This window comes from Cytobacillus sp. T106 (genome assembly GCF_040492155.1).
Classification (GTDB): domain Bacteria; phylum Bacillota; class Bacilli; order Bacillales; family Cytobacillaceae; genus Bacillus_AB; species Bacillus_AB infantis.
The window spans coordinates 165,671-184,316 of record NZ_JBEUMK010000008.1 but is presented as its reverse complement, the minus strand read 5'-3'; the positions used below and the strand labels follow the sequence as shown (position 1 = coordinate 184,316).

19 protein-coding genes and 1 tRNA gene are annotated in these 18,646 nt (G+C 45.6%); 5 read left to right on the top strand and 15 right to left on the bottom strand.

Annotated features, from left to right (window positions below; genetic code table 11):
• Window positions 1-58: 58 nt before the first annotated feature.
• Complete coding sequence (locus tag ABU165_RS15780; protein ID WP_009794192.1) at window positions 59-877, top strand: glycerophosphodiester phosphodiesterase; 819 nt, start codon at window positions 59-61, stop codon at window positions 875-877.
• 42 nt (window positions 878-919) lie between these two features.
• Here ABU165_RS15780 and ABU165_RS15775 read toward each other — a convergent pair whose 3' ends face one another.
• The 8 genes from ABU165_RS15775 to ABU165_RS15740 form a co-directional block, all read right to left on the bottom strand.
• The gene (locus tag ABU165_RS15775) at window positions 920-1,654 is read right to left on the bottom strand and encodes a protein-glutamine gamma-glutamyltransferase (protein WP_318060255.1); all 735 of its coding nucleotides are present in this window, start codon (window positions 1,652-1,654) and stop codon (window positions 920-922) included.
• A 127-nt stretch (window positions 1,655-1,781) separates the two neighbouring features.
• On the bottom strand, window positions 1,782-4,406 hold the full coding sequence (cphA, locus tag ABU165_RS15770; RefSeq protein ID WP_094768196.1) for a cyanophycin synthetase: 2,625 nt from the start codon (window positions 4,404-4,406) through the stop codon (window positions 1,782-1,784).
• A complete protein-coding gene (locus ABU165_RS15765) occupies window positions 4,403-5,323 on the bottom strand; it encodes a cyanophycinase (protein ID WP_009794188.1) in 921 nt (306 codons plus the stop codon). Before ABU165_RS15765 ends, cphA begins: the two co-directional genes overlap by 4 nt.
• A gap of 91 nt (window positions 5,324-5,414) precedes the next feature.
• Window positions 5,415-6,413, bottom strand: a complete 999-nt coding sequence (locus ABU165_RS15760) for a DUF3231 family protein (protein WP_009794187.1) — start codon at window positions 6,411-6,413, stop codon at window positions 5,415-5,417.
• Between the two features lie 110 nt (window positions 6,414-6,523).
• On the bottom strand, window positions 6,524-6,682 hold the full coding sequence (locus ABU165_RS15755; RefSeq protein WP_009794186.1) for a hypothetical protein: 159 nt from the start codon (window positions 6,680-6,682) through the stop codon (window positions 6,524-6,526).
• A gap of 189 nt (window positions 6,683-6,871) precedes the next feature.
• Entirely contained in the window at window positions 6,872-7,957 is a 1,086-nt protein-coding gene (locus ABU165_RS15750; RefSeq protein WP_009794185.1) for a Ger(x)C family spore germination protein, read from the bottom strand.
• Complete coding sequence (locus ABU165_RS15745; protein ID WP_022543628.1) at window positions 7,954-9,054, bottom strand: SLC5/6 family protein; 1,101 nt, start codon at window positions 9,052-9,054, stop codon at window positions 7,954-7,956. The genes ABU165_RS15750 and ABU165_RS15745 overlap by 4 nt, the downstream gene beginning before the upstream one ends.
• A gap of 16 nt (window positions 9,055-9,070) precedes the next feature.
• Window positions 9,071-10,417, bottom strand: a complete 1,347-nt coding sequence (locus tag ABU165_RS15740) for a spore germination protein (protein ID WP_318060254.1) — start codon at window positions 10,415-10,417, stop codon at window positions 9,071-9,073.
• A 143-nt stretch (window positions 10,418-10,560) separates the two neighbouring features.
• On the opposite strand from ABU165_RS15740, the gene ABU165_RS15735 reads away from it, so the two are divergent.
• From ABU165_RS15735 to ABU165_RS15720, 4 genes are all read left to right on the top strand, one after another.
• Window positions 10,561-10,634 (top strand) — tRNA-Arg (locus ABU165_RS15735).
• 201 nt (window positions 10,635-10,835) lie between these two features.
• The gene (locus tag ABU165_RS15730; RefSeq protein ID WP_022543627.1) at window positions 10,836-10,955 is read left to right on the top strand and encodes a hypothetical protein; all 120 of its coding nucleotides are present in this window, start codon (window positions 10,836-10,838) and stop codon (window positions 10,953-10,955) included.
• A gap of 23 nt (window positions 10,956-10,978) precedes the next feature.
• Entirely contained in the window at window positions 10,979-11,239 is a 261-nt protein-coding gene (locus ABU165_RS15725; protein WP_009794180.1) for a hypothetical protein, read from the top strand.
• Window positions 11,232-11,654: a pyridoxamine 5'-phosphate oxidase family protein gene (locus ABU165_RS15720; protein WP_009794179.1), complete on the top strand. Its 423-nt coding sequence runs from the start codon at window positions 11,232-11,234 to the stop codon at window positions 11,652-11,654. Before ABU165_RS15725 ends, ABU165_RS15720 begins: the two co-directional genes overlap by 8 nt.
• A gap of 46 nt (window positions 11,655-11,700) precedes the next feature.
• On the opposite strand, the gene ABU165_RS15715 is transcribed toward ABU165_RS15720, so the two are convergent.
• The 7 genes from ABU165_RS15715 to ABU165_RS15685 all read right to left on the bottom strand — a co-directional run bounded on the left by ABU165_RS15715 (window position 11,701) and on the right by ABU165_RS15685 (window position 18,646).
• Window positions 11,701-12,276, bottom strand: coding sequence for an HAD-IA family hydrolase (locus tag ABU165_RS15715; protein ID WP_009794178.1), 576 nt, complete (start codon window positions 12,274-12,276; stop codon window positions 11,701-11,703).
• Window positions 12,276-14,297 (bottom strand): putative bifunctional diguanylate cyclase/phosphodiesterase, encoded by a 2,022-nt coding sequence (locus tag ABU165_RS15710; RefSeq protein WP_224950070.1) that lies wholly within the window; start codon window positions 14,295-14,297, stop codon window positions 12,276-12,278. The genes ABU165_RS15715 and ABU165_RS15710 overlap by 1 nt, the downstream gene beginning before the upstream one ends.
• 158 nt (window positions 14,298-14,455) lie before the next feature.
• The gene (locus ABU165_RS15705; RefSeq protein WP_224950068.1) at window positions 14,456-14,797 is read right to left on the bottom strand and encodes an Mpo1-like protein; all 342 of its coding nucleotides are present in this window, start codon (window positions 14,795-14,797) and stop codon (window positions 14,456-14,458) included.
• 4 nt (window positions 14,798-14,801) lie between these two features.
• Window positions 14,802-15,617 carry a serine hydrolase gene (locus ABU165_RS15700; protein WP_129611868.1) on the bottom strand — a complete coding sequence of 272 codons (816 nt, stop codon included), beginning with the start codon at window positions 15,615-15,617 and terminating at the stop codon, window positions 14,802-14,804.
• Window positions 15,614-16,621, bottom strand: coding sequence for an ABC transporter ATP-binding protein (locus tag ABU165_RS15695; protein WP_318060267.1), 1,008 nt, complete (start codon window positions 16,619-16,621; stop codon window positions 15,614-15,616). Before ABU165_RS15695 ends, ABU165_RS15700 begins: the two co-directional genes overlap by 4 nt.
• Before the next feature lie 2 nt (window positions 16,622-16,623).
• The gene (locus ABU165_RS15690; RefSeq protein ID WP_318060253.1) at window positions 16,624-17,553 is read right to left on the bottom strand and encodes a C40 family peptidase; all 930 of its coding nucleotides are present in this window, start codon (window positions 17,551-17,553) and stop codon (window positions 16,624-16,626) included.
• Window positions 17,537-18,646: a mandelate racemase/muconate lactonizing enzyme family protein gene (locus ABU165_RS15685; RefSeq protein WP_009794172.1), complete on the bottom strand. Its 1,110-nt coding sequence runs from the start codon at window positions 18,644-18,646 to the stop codon at window positions 17,537-17,539. The genes ABU165_RS15690 and ABU165_RS15685 overlap by 17 nt, the downstream gene beginning before the upstream one ends.

Here is an 18,646-nt window from a genome sequence, read left to right as displayed (position 1 = left end):
TATGATAGATTGTCAGGGTAAAAGAAAACAGGAGGTTACAATTCCCCAGTAAAAGGAGATGAAAAGCTTGGGCAGCTACCGGAATGGATTAACACTGCTTTTAGCCAGGCTGAAAGTCCATCGAAAAGTACAGGAGGCGCATGGCAGCCTGCCAGCAAAGCTCAAAATCGGACACCGTGGAGCGGCAGGATCCAGGCCGGAAAATACCTTCTCATCATTTGACTATGCGCTTCAAATGGGAGCAGATTTTCTTGAATTTGATGTCCAGCGGACCAAGGACGGTAGACTTGCGGTTATTCATGATTCGACTGTCGACCGGACAACAGACGGCAAGGGAAAAGTTTCTTCCCTGACATGGAAAGAGCTGAGAAGCCTGGATGCGGGCAGCTGGCATTCAACGGAATATGCGGGGGAAATCATCCCGTCATTCACTGAAATGCTGGACAAATATGCCGGTAAAGCCGGGCTCCTGATTGAACTGAAGAAGCCGGCCCTTTACCCGGGTATAGAAGAACAGATTGCAGAAGAGCTAAAGAGCCGGGAGCTGGACAAGGGCCCTGGATCCCGCATTATCATCCAATCTTTTGACAGGAGCTCAATGAAAAAGATTCGTAGCCTGCTCCCTTCCATCCCGGTCGGGATTCTCCTGAATTACAAAACGAAAAGGATGACCGCAAGGGAGCTTGAACAGATTGCAAAGTATGCCTGCTATATAAATCCAAAGCATACTATCGCAAGCAGACAGCTTCTGGACCGGATACATCAAAAAGGGATGAAGGCCATTATCTGGACCATCAGAACAGAAAAAGAAGCAGGAAAAGCATTGAAGCTTCCTGCTGACGGCATCGTAACAGATTTTATCGAGCTCCTTGATTGACTGAAGTGCACTCGATGCCTGATTTTAAGGCAAACTCCCTGCCTAAAACCCCTGGATCCTTTTAGCAAATTGAAATAAATAACGGAAATTGATCCTGCTATGCTGGGAGATAAGGAATGCTGATCTGGTGGCATTTGGTTTCCTGAGTGTATTGAGGGCAGCAACCATTTCCTGCTCTGACTTGATGCCAATTCCATGCCCAAAATAAGCATCATTGCCCAGATAGACCGCATTCTCCCCCGTCCAGACCGGATGCCGGAAATCGGGATTATAAAAATAGACAATGTCGCCTGGAATAAAGTTTGATCCTATTTTTGTAACAATGCCCAGATCTCTGTCATAATTCCAATCCCATACGAGCAGATTTTGGAACAGCTGATTGAAGTAGCGGACAGAAATAGACTCAAGCACTGCCTTGTATAAGATAAGCACGATGGCCGTTGAACATTCAATAGCATATTTGCTGCCATTGGAAAAAACATCGTTGACCGCTTCAGAAGGGCGGACGTCCGGCCTTAAGGCATATCCCGCCCTTGTTTTTATCCAATATGCCGGATTGAAGAATGAGTCTTGAAAGGCGGCAAATACAGCGCCGCTTTCACTCAGCTTCCTCGAGTAGTACAGGATCTTTTCCCTCGTTTCCAGCTCAAACAATAGCTCACCGGCATTTGAATAATAAAATGTCTCCGGGCTTCTATCTAAAGCTTGCCATATAGCCCTTTGGGTTTCTGGCAGCATATCGGCGGACAGGCCTGGAAATACGGGCAGCTGTATCATAGAAAACTCCTTTCCAAGTACGGCTTCCCTATACCTTATGGCAGAGTGCTCTTTAAAATGCCCTGAGTTTTGGCCTCTTTCCGCAGAAAAGCCTGCCATCTTTAAGATGGCAGGCCACTCTGTCCTGTCAATCCCCCTGCAGGGCTTGTTCATGTTTCTTAAGATCTTCAATAAAAGAGGACGCCACCTCAAAGTCTTCATATAAAAACAGGAGTGTATCTCCCTCCTGGGACAATGACCAGGCTTTCTGGTAAGCTTCCAGTTCATCAGGGTGTACGAACACTGACTGGCTGTCAATAACCGTGGAAGCAGCTGCTTTCAAAAGAGAGGCAGTTTCAAGGGGCAGTCTTCCTCTCAGGTCTTTATCTTCCTTTATGATGATTAAATCTGAATATCCCGCTGAAATTTCTGCCATCCTGGCAATATCGGAATCCGACCGGTCTCCCGGGGCTGAAAGGATGGTAATCAGCCTTTTGTTTTTTGTATCTGCGGCCGTACCAAAAACAGCAGACAGCCCTGCAGCATTATGGGCATAATCAATGATGATTTCCCGCCCTTGAACAAGGAAAGCATTGAACCTTCCACGGGAATTCCTGGAGTCAGGTGTAAACGATAAAGCCTTTTCCTTGAGTGTTTCAAGACTTACTCCTTGCGCAGCCGCCGCAGCCAGTGCCTGAAGCAGATTGGCTATATTGTGCTTCGCCCTGCCATTGATTGTAACAGGTACATCAGCAGCAGGCAGGAATTCCGCTTTGATGCCTGCTTCCGCGTATACAATCTGTCCCATGCTGTCCAGATACCAAAGAGGCTCGCCCTTCTCCAGAGCCCTTTGGGAACCCTCGCTCTCTTCATTCAGTGATGTATAAATGACTTTCCCTTTCGTGTAAGACGCCATTTTTAAAGTCTCCGGATCATCGGCATTCAAGATGCAATAGCCCCCTTCAATGACTACTTCCGGTATAAGCCTCTTTAATTTTACCAGCTGGGCGAAATCCTCAATCCCATCAAGTCCGAGGTGATCTTCAGAAACATTGGTGACAATGCCTATATCACAATGGCGGAAGGCAAGCCCTTCTCTAAGGATTCCTCCCCTGGCAGACTCAAGCACCGCTATATCGACTTTAGGATGGCTTAATATCTTCCTTGCCGAAATCGGCCCTGAGCAGTCCCCTGTATCGATGCACTGTTCACCGACATAGACGCCATCTGAGCTGGTAAGGCCGACAGTCGTACCTTCCTTTTCGATGAAATGCTTGACGAGCCTTGAGGTTGTGGTTTTCCCGTTCGTTCCTGTTACAGCGATTACCGGGATCGCTGCTTCTTCCCTGCTGGAAAACAAATAGTCAACAATGTCAGCACCGGCGTTTCTGCTCTTTCCTTTTCCAGGGTAAAGATGCATCCGGATCCCAGGGGCAGCATTGACCTCCAGTACACAGGTATCACGCGGATCCAATGGCTTTGCGATATCCTGTGAAATGATATCGACTCCGGCGACATCAAGGCCAATCGAAGCTGCAGCCGCTTCAGCCATTTTCCTGACGGATGGATGTACTTCATCGGTAACATCGATCGCCTGTCCTCCGGTGGAAAGGTTTGCATTTCCTGCTACCGGCAGAACCCTTCCTTTTTCAAGTACATAGCTCTTATTCAAATCCATTTTTTCAAGGAAGCAGTCCAGCGCCTCAGCCATTGGAATTTTGGTCATAGGCTTTTCATGGCCGTTTCCTCTCAGCGGATTTTCATTCTCTTTATCGATCAGCTGCTGAATCGTATCTTTGCCGTTTCCGATGATAAAAGGAGGCACTCTTAAACTTGCAGCCCGCAATTGGTTGTCAACTACAAAGAGGCGGTAGTCGCTTCCTTCATAATGCCTTTCAACAATATACGGCTTGTCTTCCTCATTGAGGCATTTCTGCACAGCATTCAGCTCATCCCAGCTGCTGATGCCTGTTGCCACACCCTGCCCCTGCCTTCCATGAAGGGGCTTGATTACAAGCGGGAAGCCGACCCTCACTGCAGCTTCAGTTATCCCTTCCAATGTTTCGGCCACTTCCCCTTCTGGTACAGGAATGCCGGTTCCACGAAGCATTTCCTTGGTCATTTCCTTATCACAGGAGGCCTCGACAGCCAAATAAGAGGTCTGGCTCGTAATGGTTGCCTGTACATATTTTTGTTTAGAGCCTGTCCCAAGCCTTAGGAAGCTGTTTTTCCCCACACGTTCAACAGGAATTTTACGTGCTGCAGCGGCCAGATAAATCGACTCTGTGCTCGGGCCAAGCTTATTCTTGTAAAATAAGTCGGCGATCTTCTCAACATAGTGTTTTACCGAAAAGCCTTCCTCGCCCCTGAGGATTTTTTCAGCAATCTCTTTTGCTGACTGAAAGGCGTACAAACCTGATTCCGGCTCTTTGTATTCAAAGGCAATAAAATAGATGCCCTTTTTCCCGCTTGTGATTGTTTTTCCATACTTCACTTCGATGCCTGCCAGGGACTGAAGCTCAAGGGCTATATGCTCCAGTACATGGCCCATCCATGTCCCCTCGCGGAGGCGCTCTGCAAAAGCGCCTTTGTATCCCCTTGAGCAGGTATGCTCCCCGAGTGACGGAATGGCCTCCAGCAGAATGTCAGCGAAAAAGGGAAGCTTATTGGTGGGCTGGAACTCCAGCTCTTCCAGATCGATTTCCACCCACATCATCGGTTTATAGCTGAAATAATTAGGACCCTGCAAATATCGTATGCGCTTTACGTTCATCTTTGTCCCTCTTCCCCATTAAGAAGTAATTTTCTATTGCCCAAATCAAATCTGTATCCGCCGGTCAAAGTGTGCAGCTTAAAATCAGACAGCGTCAGTTCCTCGCTTCCGTTGCTTGAAACAGCGGAATTGACGAACTCCCCTTCCTTTCCATCAAAGACGAACACCTGATGCTCGCCGAAGACTTCAAACTGTCCATTTCTGACGAGGATGGCCGTATTTTCATCAATGCCTATCCCCATCAAATCTGTGTTTTCCGCAATGGCTCCCAAAAGCCTGCCAAACCGGGCCCTTTGGGAGAAGTGCTGATCGATGACCAGGTTTTGGAGAAAACCGAAGCCTTCTCCCAATTCTACCTGCAGGACATCATCTGCCGCTTTTGTCTGGGACGACACGATCATAACTTTCCCCATAATGGAGGCGCCTGCACTCGTCCCGGCAATGGGCATCCCCTTTTTCCAGCTGTTATGTAATGCTTCGTATACCTTTGAACCAAGAATCAGTTCTGCCAGCCTGCCCTGGTCGCCGCCAGTGATAAAAACAGCTGCAAGGCTCTCTATCCTCCGGGCAATTTCCTCCGAATCCGCGTCAGCCCGTGAAGAGATGTCAAGGCAGATCACTTCACCAGCTCCAAGCCTGTTCAGAACCTCTATATATTCACGGCTCACTTCATCAGGGATCCGGGATGCAGTAGGCAGGACCCCGATCGGGCCTGTCCTTGCAGCCGAAATCTCCACAAATTTCTTCAGAATCTCAACTTCATTGCACTTCTCTTCGTTGCCTCCAATGATCAATAAATCCCCAGTCTGCATTCTTTCACCTTTTCCCGTCATGTTTTTGAAGTGATAATGATTTTTAAGACCCTTCTTTGACCCCTGCCTGAACCTCACCCTTCCAGTTTTTTCATTAAATCCCAAGCTTCTATACCCCTGTACGAACCTATATGAAACCGTATCCATTAAAATTTTACAAAATAAAAAAACAGCCCTTTGCAGGGGCCGTTTTCATTCAGATCAATGTATTGCGGTCTTCCATCTGCGGCGGCTCCTCCATCCATCCATTCTTGGCCATGATTCTTCCTCCATCATGTCCATATGTATAGATATCCTTGGCCAGGGCTGCCATTTTCAAAGGCAGGTCATTTCGGAGACTAAAGGCAGTTCCTATCGCATTGCTTCCAAGTCCGAAGCTGCACAAAAGGCTGGTGCAATACAGCATGAGCTTATCAGTGAAAGGGCCTTCAGTCGAAGAGGTCGGATACCCTGCCGAAGTGGATGGGACCTGTATATCGCTATCTGTCAGCTTCTGCCCAAATTCAACAATGATTTTCTGGGAGAGGTCTTTTCCTTTATTGAAGTACTCCCTCACTTCCTGCTTCTTTGCAGTCTGTGCAAATCCAGTGATCATTTGCATCCCGGTCACATTGCTCTCAATGGCATGATATAGATGCGCGACTTCAACTGTGTTCAGGGATCTTTTGTTGCCAAAAAGGTCGTTTCCCTTCATATACCCAGTTCCCTCGGCCATTTCGACATCCTTGGGCATTGTAACGGAAGGCGGACGCGGCAGCAGACCCTTCTTGAGCAGGAACTGCGTAAAGTGCTGATAAAATTCCTGTGTAATCTGTGAAAGGTTTCTGTATAAGGTGATGATATCCTCTCTGTACGCCATGCTGAGATGGAGCGTATGCAGCCCCATGCTGATTTCCTTCATCAGCCTCAAAAAATGAATATCAAAATAAGGCTGATACAGAACCGGGGCATCGGGATTGACATCCTGAGAGGTAAAACCTTTAGGGACGACTGCACCATCTTCTTCAAAAAAACGCTCAATCCTTTCTTTATAAGGGGTTACCTGAACCAATAAAGACTGCAGCAGTTCCTTTCCTTCCGGATCCCCGGCATTTTTAATAAAATACGGCAGCATATGAATTATCATTGACTTTTGCTGATATGTCATCCATAAAGTACCTAATTCAGAAGATGAGATTGCCGGCTTGTTTCCCATGAGACCACTCCTTTTATATTGCCTGCATAATAGAATATCGTCTCCAAAAGTCTTTCATGGGATTCACCTTCAAAAAATAAAAGCTGCCTCCGCGGGGCAGCCTGTTTGCCTTATTCAGATTCTTCCTCAGTGCCTTCTTCGGTTTCTGTATCTGCATCTTCATTCTGCTCTGTGTCTGTATCAGTATCTTCATCTTCTGTACCGCTGCATCCTGTAACTGCCATTGATAGTGATAGAGCAGCAAACAGCATCAAAAACCATTTTTTCATCTTTTATTCCTCCTCTTTTTTAATGAACCGGTTACAAGCTTATCTTACAAAATTAAAAAAGAAATAAAATAGGATTTGCAGGTTTTTTACCTCTCTTAACCATTTCTTATCCTCGCCTTATAAAATTTACCAAATTTTTAAGAAAAGACTCCTGCCATAGCCCCTTTACTTGCGCCCGAACATGCCAAACTATTCAATGATCCCCGTACCCATGATTTTCGAATCTGCTTTTACTTTAATGTCGATATCAGGATAAATTTCATTCCATCTTTCCCACTCATCCTTCTCAACATGGCTGGCTCTGTAAGCAAGCCCAAACCCCATAGGATCTAGAGACTTCTCCTGAAACTTTTTCAGCAAGTCTTTCACTATCCGTTCAATCTCCTTCTCAAGAAGCTGATTATAAACCTCAAGCTCCTTCTCCGATAGATCGCTTCTTGACTCTTCGATCGTACCTTTAACTGAAATGCCTACTTCCACGGCAGCTTCATTTCCAGATTCAGCAATCTTTATATCAGATTTATAATTGTCGATGGAAACCACGAAAAATTTATCCTTCTCTTTAACAGTAATCTGCTGTTTTTCAAATTCGTGCTTGAGGGCATTAAAAGTTTTTGTCTCGTTCTTTGAAAGCCTTAGTACACGTTTATGATTCATAAATATATCAGCCTGGTTGATTTCAAGGAGGCCGTTTTTCACTTTGACCACCGGGAGCACCGGGCTGATCCCCTTGCTCTTGCTTTCCCTGTAAAACTGGAACAAATACTTGGAAATGGTATAAGGAGACTCAGAACCCTGCAGATCAAAGGAGAGAAAAAGTGTATTGGATGCCAGCCTTTCAGAAGGGGGCTTAATTTTCATCACCTCTTCAGCAGTCGGCTTGCCAATCGCTATCCAGGCTATTTTCTGAATGTCCCTTCTTCTGTAGAACCAATCCATTTCCCTTTTGATGCTGGCATCTGTCAATTGGTCACCAAGCAGGATCACCTTCAGATGCCCAAAGTCAAGTTCCTTATCGACTCTTGATTTGATGATTCTTATCGCCTCTGATATCGTTTCAGAAGTTTCTGTTACAACCACAAAGCGGCTGTCATCCGACCTTGTGTCTGCCGTGGGGATGGCAAGCTTCAATGATACTTTGATCAGATCCCCTCCTTCCTCGGACTTATCTATTCCCATTGTCACAACAAAAAACCGATTATCTATATCCTTGAATCCGCAGCCTCCAACAAACACTAAGAGAACGAAAACAGCCGGCAGCAGCCATTTCTTCATTTGTTTTTCCTCCTGGAGAGCAATATAAACAGGACAACCATAATGTACTCGCTCGGCATGCGGATGTTCATCCACCATATTGTAAAGACAGACATATTCTCTTCATTGACAAGAAAAACGCCAATAAAAAACAATGCAGCAAACAGCATCAGCGGAAAATTTGTTGAAAGTGCACCCAGTTTAGTTTTATTCTTATGCATTTTAAGCAGGAAGACACTTTTAACCAGTGCCTGGGCTACATGCCAGTGAACCACAACATTCATCAGCGAGATTCCTATGTAGATCAGGATGAAAATGTAGAATGCCCTTTCAACAAAGGCTAGCTCCATTCTGACTGCATCAGCACTCGACAGCCAGGGATATTCCAGATCGCCCACTCCTTCAAACCCAAAAGTGCCAATTGGAACGAAGTACGTGGTTGCTAGCACTGCTGCTCCTGCAGGCAGGGTCAGCAGAAAGAAGCGCGGCTTTACCTTCCCCTTCATGACTACATTGAAGATGACTAAATTTGCGTATCCGGAAAAGACATATGTTGCAGCAGATACTGACTTCCAGGTCGGCATTTGCCACAGGTGTGTCGCTCCCTCTTTAATGTCCAGCCAGCTCAGCGATCCGCTGAGATAAATTTTAACAAGAAGCAGCACAGCAAGCGGCCCGTTCAGAATGAGGATGATTTCCAGGAGGTACAGCACCTTTTCTGGCTTAGAAGAAGCCGCCCATACAACAAATAGCAGAAAGAAAAGCGCTATCTGCCATTTCTCCATGTCAGGATTGATAAATCTTTCTGTAATGTCCGTAAAAGCGTAAAGTGTGATCAGGCCAGATGCCAGCCAAATGACGGCCAGATATAGGATAAGCGGCTTCCCTGCCCAGCCGGGGATGAAAGAGTTCTTTAGAATCTGCGGCAGACTTTTTCCTTCAAATCTGCCCATTGCCCTTGAAAAGAAATAAGCTCCGATCACGCCAAGAGGCAAAGCAACCGCCATGGACATCACCGCTCCGCCAGTACGTTCCTCAATCAGCATCTTTGGAACAAAAACGATGATATTGGCAAGCATATTTAACAAAATCAGATAATAAAAATAACGGCTAGTCATTCGGACCTCCTCGCTTCTACTGTTTGCTGCCTTCGCCAAAAAACATTTTCAGATACGGCTTTCCGAAGCTGTCCAATCGTACGAGGAATAGAAGCAGGCCCATCAGGCCAATCACCAGGCCAATCATGCCGGTCATGGCAGCCAAAAGAAGGATGACATATTTCATGACCCTCATCGAGAAGCTCATTTCATTGATTGGAATCACAAAATTGGAAATGGCCACAGCTGAGACGATGATAATCATGATGTTGGACACCAGCCCTGCCTCCGTTGCAGCCTGTCCCAGAATCAATCCTCCAACCGTCGTTGCTGTCGAGCCGATCGATTTAGGGAGCCTGATGGATGCTTCTGTCAGCAGCTCCATCATAATCAGCATGAACAGCACCTCCAGATAGGAGGGATAAGGGACTGATGACCGGCTCCCCGCAATTCCCAGTGCAAGCTGGACCTGGAAGACTTCAGGGTTATAAGAAGTAATGGCCACGTAAAGTCCAGGGAGCAGCAGACTTATAAACAGGCCCAGATACCGCAGGGTGATCAGAAATCTAGAAACCCAATAAGGCTGATACAGGTCTTCCATAGAGCTCATAAAGTCGAAAAAAACGGCCGGCAGAATCAGGCCGAAAGGAGATCCTTCAATAAGGATGACTATCTTTCCCTGTGCAAGATTAAGGGCTATGCGATCAGTCCTCTCAGTGATCATGAACACAGGAAAGAGCGTTTTTTCCCGCGGCGTCAGCATTCTATGGATTTCCCCTGCTGACTGGACGATTTTCTGTGAAGCTTTGATGCTTTCTATTTTATCTTTTACCCCCTGCAGGATGTCTGCCTCAATCTTTTCCTTGTCATAGAGAAGCAGAAGGCCCAGCCCGGAAACAGAACCTATTTCATTTTCTTCCACCGTCAGGCTTGTCTTATGATAGCGGTGGCGGATGATATTTAGATTTGTACCCAGGTCTTCGCTCAATGCAGTCTGTGGTCCCTGGATGGTTGTTTCGACTGTTGCATCCTTGACTCCCTGGCTTATATATTTCTTTAGCTGCAGAACATAAAAAGTTTCCCTGAATAAGAGGATCGCCGAGCCCCTCATCAAACCCTTCAGAGCCTGCCCTCTGTCCTCAAGCTCACTGATACCGGACAGTGAACAAATATATTTTTTATATCCTGTTTCATCCTGCAGCTGGAAAAAAGGCTTTACAAGCTGCTCCTGGATTTTGTCAGTATCGCATATACTTTTTATATAAAATAAATAGACAGAAAAACTCGCCCCTTTTAGCTCCTGAACGGCTGTATCTGATGCATGGCCAGCCTTCTCCTTTAAAAAACGGAGGAGCTCTTCCCTTTTATTGCCGCCCTTGAACATCTCTTCACCAACCTACTTAAGAAATATCCACTATTGTCCCACTGCAAGGAAAATTCATGCAGAAAAAGCCTTTCAAAAAAAACAGGATTTTTTTTCGATCATTATTGACCAACAGAGAAAAAGGTTATATAATAAATAACGTTGTCCCAGTAGCTCAGCAGGATAGAGCAACAGTTTCCTAAACTGTAGGTCGGGAGTTCGAATCTCTTCTGGGACGTATATAGTGAAAATGCCCGCTGCATATGCAGCGGGCATTTTTTATTGCTACTGAAAAAAAATCAGCCTGTTCGTTCTGAGGAAATATATCATTTTGCACCCCTCCCCCTTCCGTCAGCTGCACATTGAAATTCTCCTCCCGGTTTTTCACTTCTGAAAAAGGGTAATGTACTATTACACAATCATCAAGGAGGTTATATTCATGGCTGAAACAAATAAACACCAGGACAATGACTCAATTGAACAGGAAAAGAAGAAAGAACACAACAAAGATATCGAACCGCAAAGAGAAGGCTCCAAAACAGAAAAGAACCAAAAATAATCTCGTATAAGAGGTGATTTCGCATGGCAGGCGAAAAAGACGGAAAATACGAACAGCAGGATATGGACAACCCTGAACAATTTAAAACCGACAAAGAAAGCATCTACGATAAATTCAAGGAAGAGCAGAATGTTGATACCATTCCTCTTGAGGACTTAAAGCAGGAGCAGCACGAGGAGAAGATGGGGAGGAACACGAAAGATAATTCCTCCAGTGAAGAAAAGTATAATGCAGACTTCGAAACGATTGATAAAGATAAAATAGGAGGGGATTCTTATGACTAATAATGATGTGAAAGAAAAAGTGCTTAAAATCTTGGAAGATAATAAAATAGGAACGCTTGCGACTGTAAAAAGCAATAAGCCGCATACACGCTATATGACATTTTTCAATGATGAGCTGAAGCTTTATACTGCAACAAGCAAAGAGACCGATAAAACGGAAGAAATTGAAGAAAATCCGAATGTGCATATACTTATCGGATATGATGGCGAAGGGCTGGGAGATGCTTATCTCGAGATCGAAGGAAGGGCCTCTGTAAATGCTTCTGAAGAGCTCAAGGAAAAGGTCTGGAATGATCATTTAAAGCCATGGTTCGACGGTCCGAATGACCCGAATTATATCGTCCTTGAAATACAGCCGACAGACGTCAGGGTAATGAACAGCAAAGACAGCTCTTTTGAAGCTCTAGAATTATAATCTAATGAAATAGAAAGCAGGCAGCTATGCTGCCTGCTTTCTGTTTTCATTTAAATGCTTCCCATCCAATAACAGTCTCAAAATCTTCATAACGCGGCAAATAATAATCCGCGCCAGGTGTAGTATTCTGGAAAAGGCAGGTCCTGATGCCCAGCTCCTTCGCCGGAAGAATATCGAGTTCCCTGTCACCGATGGCAAGATCAATGCTGTTTTTGCCATGCAGATATTCATAAGAAGCTTTATGCGGCTTCCTGGGATATCCATCATCTCCGGCGACAAGATCGGCAAATAAAGAGGACATATTGTGATGCTCCAGGATGGCCAGCACATCCTCCCTCTCTTTATGTGTCATGATGACATTGCACCCGGCCCTTTTCAGCACATCCTTCACTCCTGGAAATGGCTGAAGATCCTGCGGCTTCAGACTTCTTGCCATCTTTCTTATATAGGAAATCTGCTCTTCCTTCAGGTTGTAATGGGTAAAGGCATGGGTAAAAGAAATCTTTAATTGAGACAGGATCTCTTCATGTTCTGCCTCTTCTCCCAGCACATCCTTCAGAATCCGTGTATAAGCGGGATATGTATCAAAAAGTGTACCGTCAAAGTCCCATAGAATATTCATTACTGCTCCTTTCCGGCTATTGCTTTGCTGCCGGCATTGATTGTATTCATAATCTGCTCAATCGGCTTTGGCCTGGAGAAGTAGAAGCCCTGCGCCTCATCACATCCGATTTCCATCAGGAATGACAGCTGCTCCGGGGTTTCAACGCCCTCGGCAGTGATTTGCATGCCAAGATGCTTGCCCATCGATACAATGGAAGCGACCAAAGCTTTATTATGTTCATCACTTTCCATCTGCTGAATAAAGGTTTTGTCTATTTTAAGCCGCTGGATCTGCAGCTCCTGGAGGTTGCTCAGCGAATTATATCCTGTCCCGAAATCATCGACGCTCAGCATCAGCCCAAGGTCAAGCAGCTGCATAAAAGCATCCCCTGCCGAATAGGCATCATTCATGGCCACCCTTTCTGTTATTTCAAGCTCAAGAAACTTCGGATCCAGGCCGGTTTCGTTTAAGATGCCCGAGACAGTTTCCACAATATCTTTTTGCAGGAGCTGCTTGATCGAGAAATTCACAGAAATGATATATTGCCTGCCATATTTTTCGTTAATAGCGGAAATTTCTCTGCACGCCTGCCGCAGGACCCAGCTCCCTATCTCGGATATGGAGCCTGATTCCTCAGCTATCGGGATAAATTCAGCCGGGGGAATAAAGCCGATTGAAGGATGCTTCCATCTCAGAAGCGCTTCAAATCCATTCACTGATTGATCGGATACTCTGATCTTCGGCTGAAAGTGTACCTCCAATTCATCCCGCACCAGTGCATGCTTTAAATCTTCTTTTAACGTCATCTTGCGGATGATGCTCTCATCCAGCTCAAGCGTAAAGATAAAATATGTATTTCTCCCTTTATCTTTGGAATTGTACATAGCTATATCCGCCTTTTTCATGATGTCATTAACATCTTTCCCATGCGTTGGATATAAGGCTATCCCGATGCTTGTTGTAATCACGATCTCGTGTTCAAGAATCTGGACAGGCTCTACAACCTTTTCAATCAGATCTGCTGAAAAATCATCCAGCTGCAGATTTTCCTTAACTGGCTTCAAAATGATGAACTCATCACCGCCAAGCCTGCCCACAATATCCTCGCTGCCACAATTCTCTTTCAGCCTGGATGCAATTTTTTTGAGCAGATCATCACCGATATTATGGCCGAGAAGATCATTGACATGCTTGAAATGATCCAGATCGATAAAAACAACCGCAAACTGGATATCCTCTGCCATCCACTCCTCAATCGACTGCATGACCTTTCTCCTGTTCGGAAGCCCCGTCAATGTATCGTGGTAGGCAAGGTGATTAAGGTGTTTATTGCTTTCAACCAATTCCTGTTCTTTCCGGTTATACTGCTTCTCCCCGTAAACTGTCGTCACACCGAGGAGCAGCAGGATGGAGAGCACTTCTGTAAAAAATAAGCTGTTATCCCCGCTGCTGTTCAAACTCCTGATAATCTCAATGGTGCTCCCTACAAATGTATAAGCTAGCAGCAGCGCCCCAAAGGAGAGAAACCAGAAAGGCACTTTTTGCTTATTGAATACTTTATCAATATAAATCTGCTGCACAAACCGGAAGCATAGGAACAATGAAATAATGAAGAATAAGCTGGCAATGAGAATATGCTCAGTGCTGACAACTAATGAAGGATTTATTTTTCTGACAAAATAAACATCTATGCCAATTGTCAATCCAACAAAGAAAACACACAGCACCAGATTCTTGAGCGACATTTCCCGGTCATCTTTAACTCCAGCAAATTGAAAAAGAACCATATAAACAGCGAACTGGCACAGAAAAATCGCCAGGCTATTCAGTGTGAATGCATCTGCAGGTTCGATAAATCCGTAAATGCTTAATAAGGTCATCAGTTGCAGCCATACATAAAAGGAGCTGGATAGCGGAAGAAGCAATGTTTGGGAGTACTTTTGTTTTTGATAGATATATCTGCTTCCCAGGAAAACGGAAGAAAAAAAGATAAAAGCCAGCAGCACCATGGCGGCCGCAGAAATAATGTAGCTATTCACAATGATGTCCACCTGTCCTAGTCTATTATTATCAGGAAAAAATTACTATATACCTATGATTATATTACTATCCCTCCCCTTATAGTGTCAAAAACCAGTATGCGGAGTACTGAGAATGAAAGAAGCATCCCAGCGGCTGAGGATGCTTTTCTGACAGTCTATTTTTCTGCTGAATATTGTTCAGGCAGATTGTCGATTTCCCTTGAAAGACGTCCAGTTAAAATATAGAAATACATTTGGAAGTCAGCCCGAAGCGACCAGAGTGGATGTCCAAAAGTTGCCGGCTTATTTCCTTCAATAAAGAAATGGGAGAACCAGGAAAACCCATAAGCAATGACCGGCGCCAGAATGATAAACCAGACATTTAAATAAATGATGGCAAGAGCAATACAGATATATACAAAAGTAGTGCCGATGAAATGCCATGTCCTAGTGGATTTTTTGCTGTGCTGCGAAAGGTAAAAAGGCCAGAACTCATTATAATTCTTAAACTCTTTCATAAATTCACCTCATTTCTGTTTCCGGAAGGCAAAGAAACTCAGATAACCGGCTCCCAATCAGCCTGATTGCATGGTTTCCTTCTTCCGGGCTTGAGAGACCTTCGATCAGGACGGCAGCATATAAAACATCCCGGCCTGAAGCAAAGATGGCGCAATCATGCTCTATTCCAGGAAGCTCCCCGGTTTTATTGGCAATCTTCAGCTCCTTGCATGCAAGGGCCGGCAGCTTTTCTCTGAATTGCTGCGCTTCCATTATATCTAGCATCTTGCTGCGGTTCTTTTCGGAAAATAATTCACCATCTTTTATTGCTCTCAGGCATTTAACCATATCCGCGGCAGTGGTAAAATTGTCAATACCTTTTGCTGCGGCTTCAAAGTCCATCATTTTTCTGCCCAGTACAGTTGTTTGAAGACCCAGTCCATGCATTCTATCATTAATATTTTTCTTGCCCAGCAATTTTATCAGCAGATTGGCAGCTGTATTGTCTGAGACTATAATCATCAAGGTTATACAGTCCAGAATGCTTAGGGAAGCTGTTACTGAAAGAGATTGAATGATACCGGCCCCTCCGGCCTTTTCAATCCCGCCAATACGCACCTGCTCACTGAGATCCAGGACGCCCTCCTCTGCCTGAAAGAAAGCTTCCATCATGATCGGGATTTTGATGAGGCTGGCTGCAGGATATTTCCGCCCGCTGTTCATATAGATTGCCCTCTCACCGTACTCTACTGCCAGACTGGCATTACCCGGACATTGTCTGAGGATATCAGCCAGCCTCTTTTCAAGTTGATTGATATTTTCAGAGAGCAGCCCGGTCATTTAGATGCTGCTGCCTGAGAGCTGTCATGATTTCCGGTCAGATTGGGATCGTATAAATGGCAGGCAACAAATCTTGATTTCTCCGCTTCCTGCCAGACAGGCGTCTTTTCTGCACAAATATCCATGCTGTGAGGGCATCTGGTCCGGAACACACAGCCGCTTGGAGGGTCGATCGGGCTTGGCAGCTCGCCTTGGAGGATGATTCTTTCCCTTTGATCCTCAACATCCGGGTCAGGGATCGGAATGGCTGAAAGCAAAGCCCGTGTATATGGATGAAGCGGATTACGGTACAATTCCTTACTGGTTGTGAGCTCCATCATATGCCCCAGGTACATGACGCCGATCCGGTCGCTTATCTGCTTGACCATTGACAGGTCATGGGCGATGAATAAGTATGTCAGCCCTTTTTCCTTCTGAAGCTTTTTGAGCAGGTTCACCACCTGGGCCTGGACCGAAACGTCCAGTGCTGATATCGGTTCATCAGCTATAATGAATTCAGACTCCAGGGCGAGGGCCCTCGCAATGCCGATCCTCTGTCTCTGTCCCCCGCTGAATTCATGCGGATACCGCCCGGCATGCTCTCTATTAAGTCCGACATCCTCCAGAAGCTGATAGATTTTTTCCATCCGCTCCTGTTTATTCCGGAATAAGCCATGGACTTCCATCGGCTCGGCAATGATTTCACTTACTGTTGATCTGGGATTGAGTGAAGCATAGGGATCCTGGAAAATCATCTGCATCTGCTTGTGGAAAGAGAAGCGCTCCCTGTTTGTCATGCTGTGGACATTTTTTCCATTGAAGATGACTTCCCCATCTGTACTATCGTAAAGCCCGATAATCGTCCTGCCGGCAGTCGATTTTCCGCATCCTGATTCACCGACAATTCCGAGGGTTTCTCCCTTTTTTATATCAAAGGAAATGCCGTCAACTGCTTTTAACACCTCTCCTTTTCCAAGCGTAAAATGTTTTTTGAGATTCTTTACCTCAAGTATGCTGTCCGGCATCGTCAATCTTCCCCCTCCTGCCAATAACGGCGTGCTGCGCATAGTTCCTTTTCATAGATGGTGTCTTTAAGCGGGATAATTTCGATCGTTTTGCCTGTATTCGGCGAATGGAGCAATTTTCCGTTTCCATAGAAGATTCCCACATGATGGATGCTGCCCCTGCCTTCCTGGTAAGCAAAAAACAGCAGGTCGCCCGGCTGGATCTCAGCAAGGTCCACTTTCTTGCCACTTTGTGCCTGATCATGGGCATCCCTTGGGATGATATAGCCGTTTGACCTGCACATATTATAGCTGAATCCAGAGCAGTCATAACCCCAGCTGCTCATCCCTCCCCAAAGGTAAGGCAAGCCAAGGAAGCGCTCACCTTCGGAAACGATTCCCGCTCCATTCCCCTTCCTCCTTGCTTCCAAAGAAGGATGAAGGAAAACATCCTCCTGCCGAAGAAGTCCGTACCCCTCAGGGATTCTAACTTTAAGCCACTCATCAGATTTCTCAACAGCAGGAAGGACAGTTTCAAAGCTAAGTTCCATTAAAGGCTTCTCTTCCTCTGAATACAAAACAGCTTTTTTCGAACTGATAGATGCAACAGGGCCTTTTTTGATATTCCATTCATTCAGTTTCATCAGCTGGCTTTTTGGCATCCAGCCAGGATAGCCTCTTTCATTTTTTTCTGAAGGCTGGCTAAGGATTATGACGCTCGCCCAAGGTCCCTCTTCTTCCAGCAGGATAACCTCCTGGCCAAACAGTGCCTGGGTCTGGATTCTGTTTTCATTGCAAAGCGCGAGGCTAGTTTCATATGTCAGGCCAGCCAGCCATCCCTCTATATCCGGCCAGCTGGAAATTGCTTTTCCATCTATTTCCCTGGCAGATTCAGGTGAGGTCCAAACTGTCGCCACCGGTACATTTACCAGCCATTTATGCTGAATTCCCACTTGAAATTCCTCCTTCTGAATACACTTGCCTGATGCCAAGCCCTGCCGCATCAGGGAAAGTGATTTTCCTTCCGCTGTAGCTGATGCCGCCTTCTACCATATCTTTGGCCAGCATAAGGGGGGCATCAAAATCAAACCGTGTGATATTTTTTTTGCTTGCAGCAAAATGGGCAGCGGCACTGATGCCTATTTTTGTTTCAATCATGCTTCCCACCATGCATTCGACACCGCAGGTTTCAGCCAGCTGGTTGATGGCCTGCGCCTGGAAAATTCCCCCTGCCTTCATTAATTTGATATTGATCAGATCAGCACTCCTTGTACATAGCACCTGGAGCGCCTGCTTCGGGCTGAACACACTTTCATCTGCCATGATGAGAGTTTCAACGGAATCGGTCACTTGTTTAAGCCCTTCGATATCGTCTGCGGGAACCGGCTGTTCGACCAGCTCAATGTCGAGTAGGCTGTCTTCCATTTTCCTGATGGCCCTGACTGCATCCTTTGCCTGCCATCCCTGATTCGCATCAAGCCTGATTTTCACCTTGTTGCCGACACGCCTTCTGATTTCCTTTATTCGGCTGATGTCTGTCATGATATCATCTTTTCCGACCTTAACCTTCAGTACATTGAATCCCTGATCTATATAGGAAGCAGCATCATCGCCCATTTCTTCGGGATTATTCACACTCACTGTATAGTCAGTCTCGATTTCATTTTTCGCACCGCCAAGGAATTGATACAGCGGCAGCCTGCAATGCTTGGAAAGGCAGTCATATAGAGCCATATCCACCGCAGCTTTTGCACTTGAATTCCCGACCATCAATGTCTTTATTGCCTGGAAAATAGTTTCATAGTTCAGAAGGCTTTTACCGACAAGATATGGCTTGAACACATGGTGGATGGCCGATTCGATGCTCATGAGGCTGTCCCCGGTGATGACGACTGTAGGAGGAGCTTCTCCCCAGCCTTCAATGCCGTTGTCGCATGTGATTTTAATGACCACAGATTCCGCTGTAGTCACAGTCCTTAAGGCAGTCTTAAACGGCTTGATCAATGGGATGGCAACCCTGAAGGTCTCAATTCGCTCAATATTCAT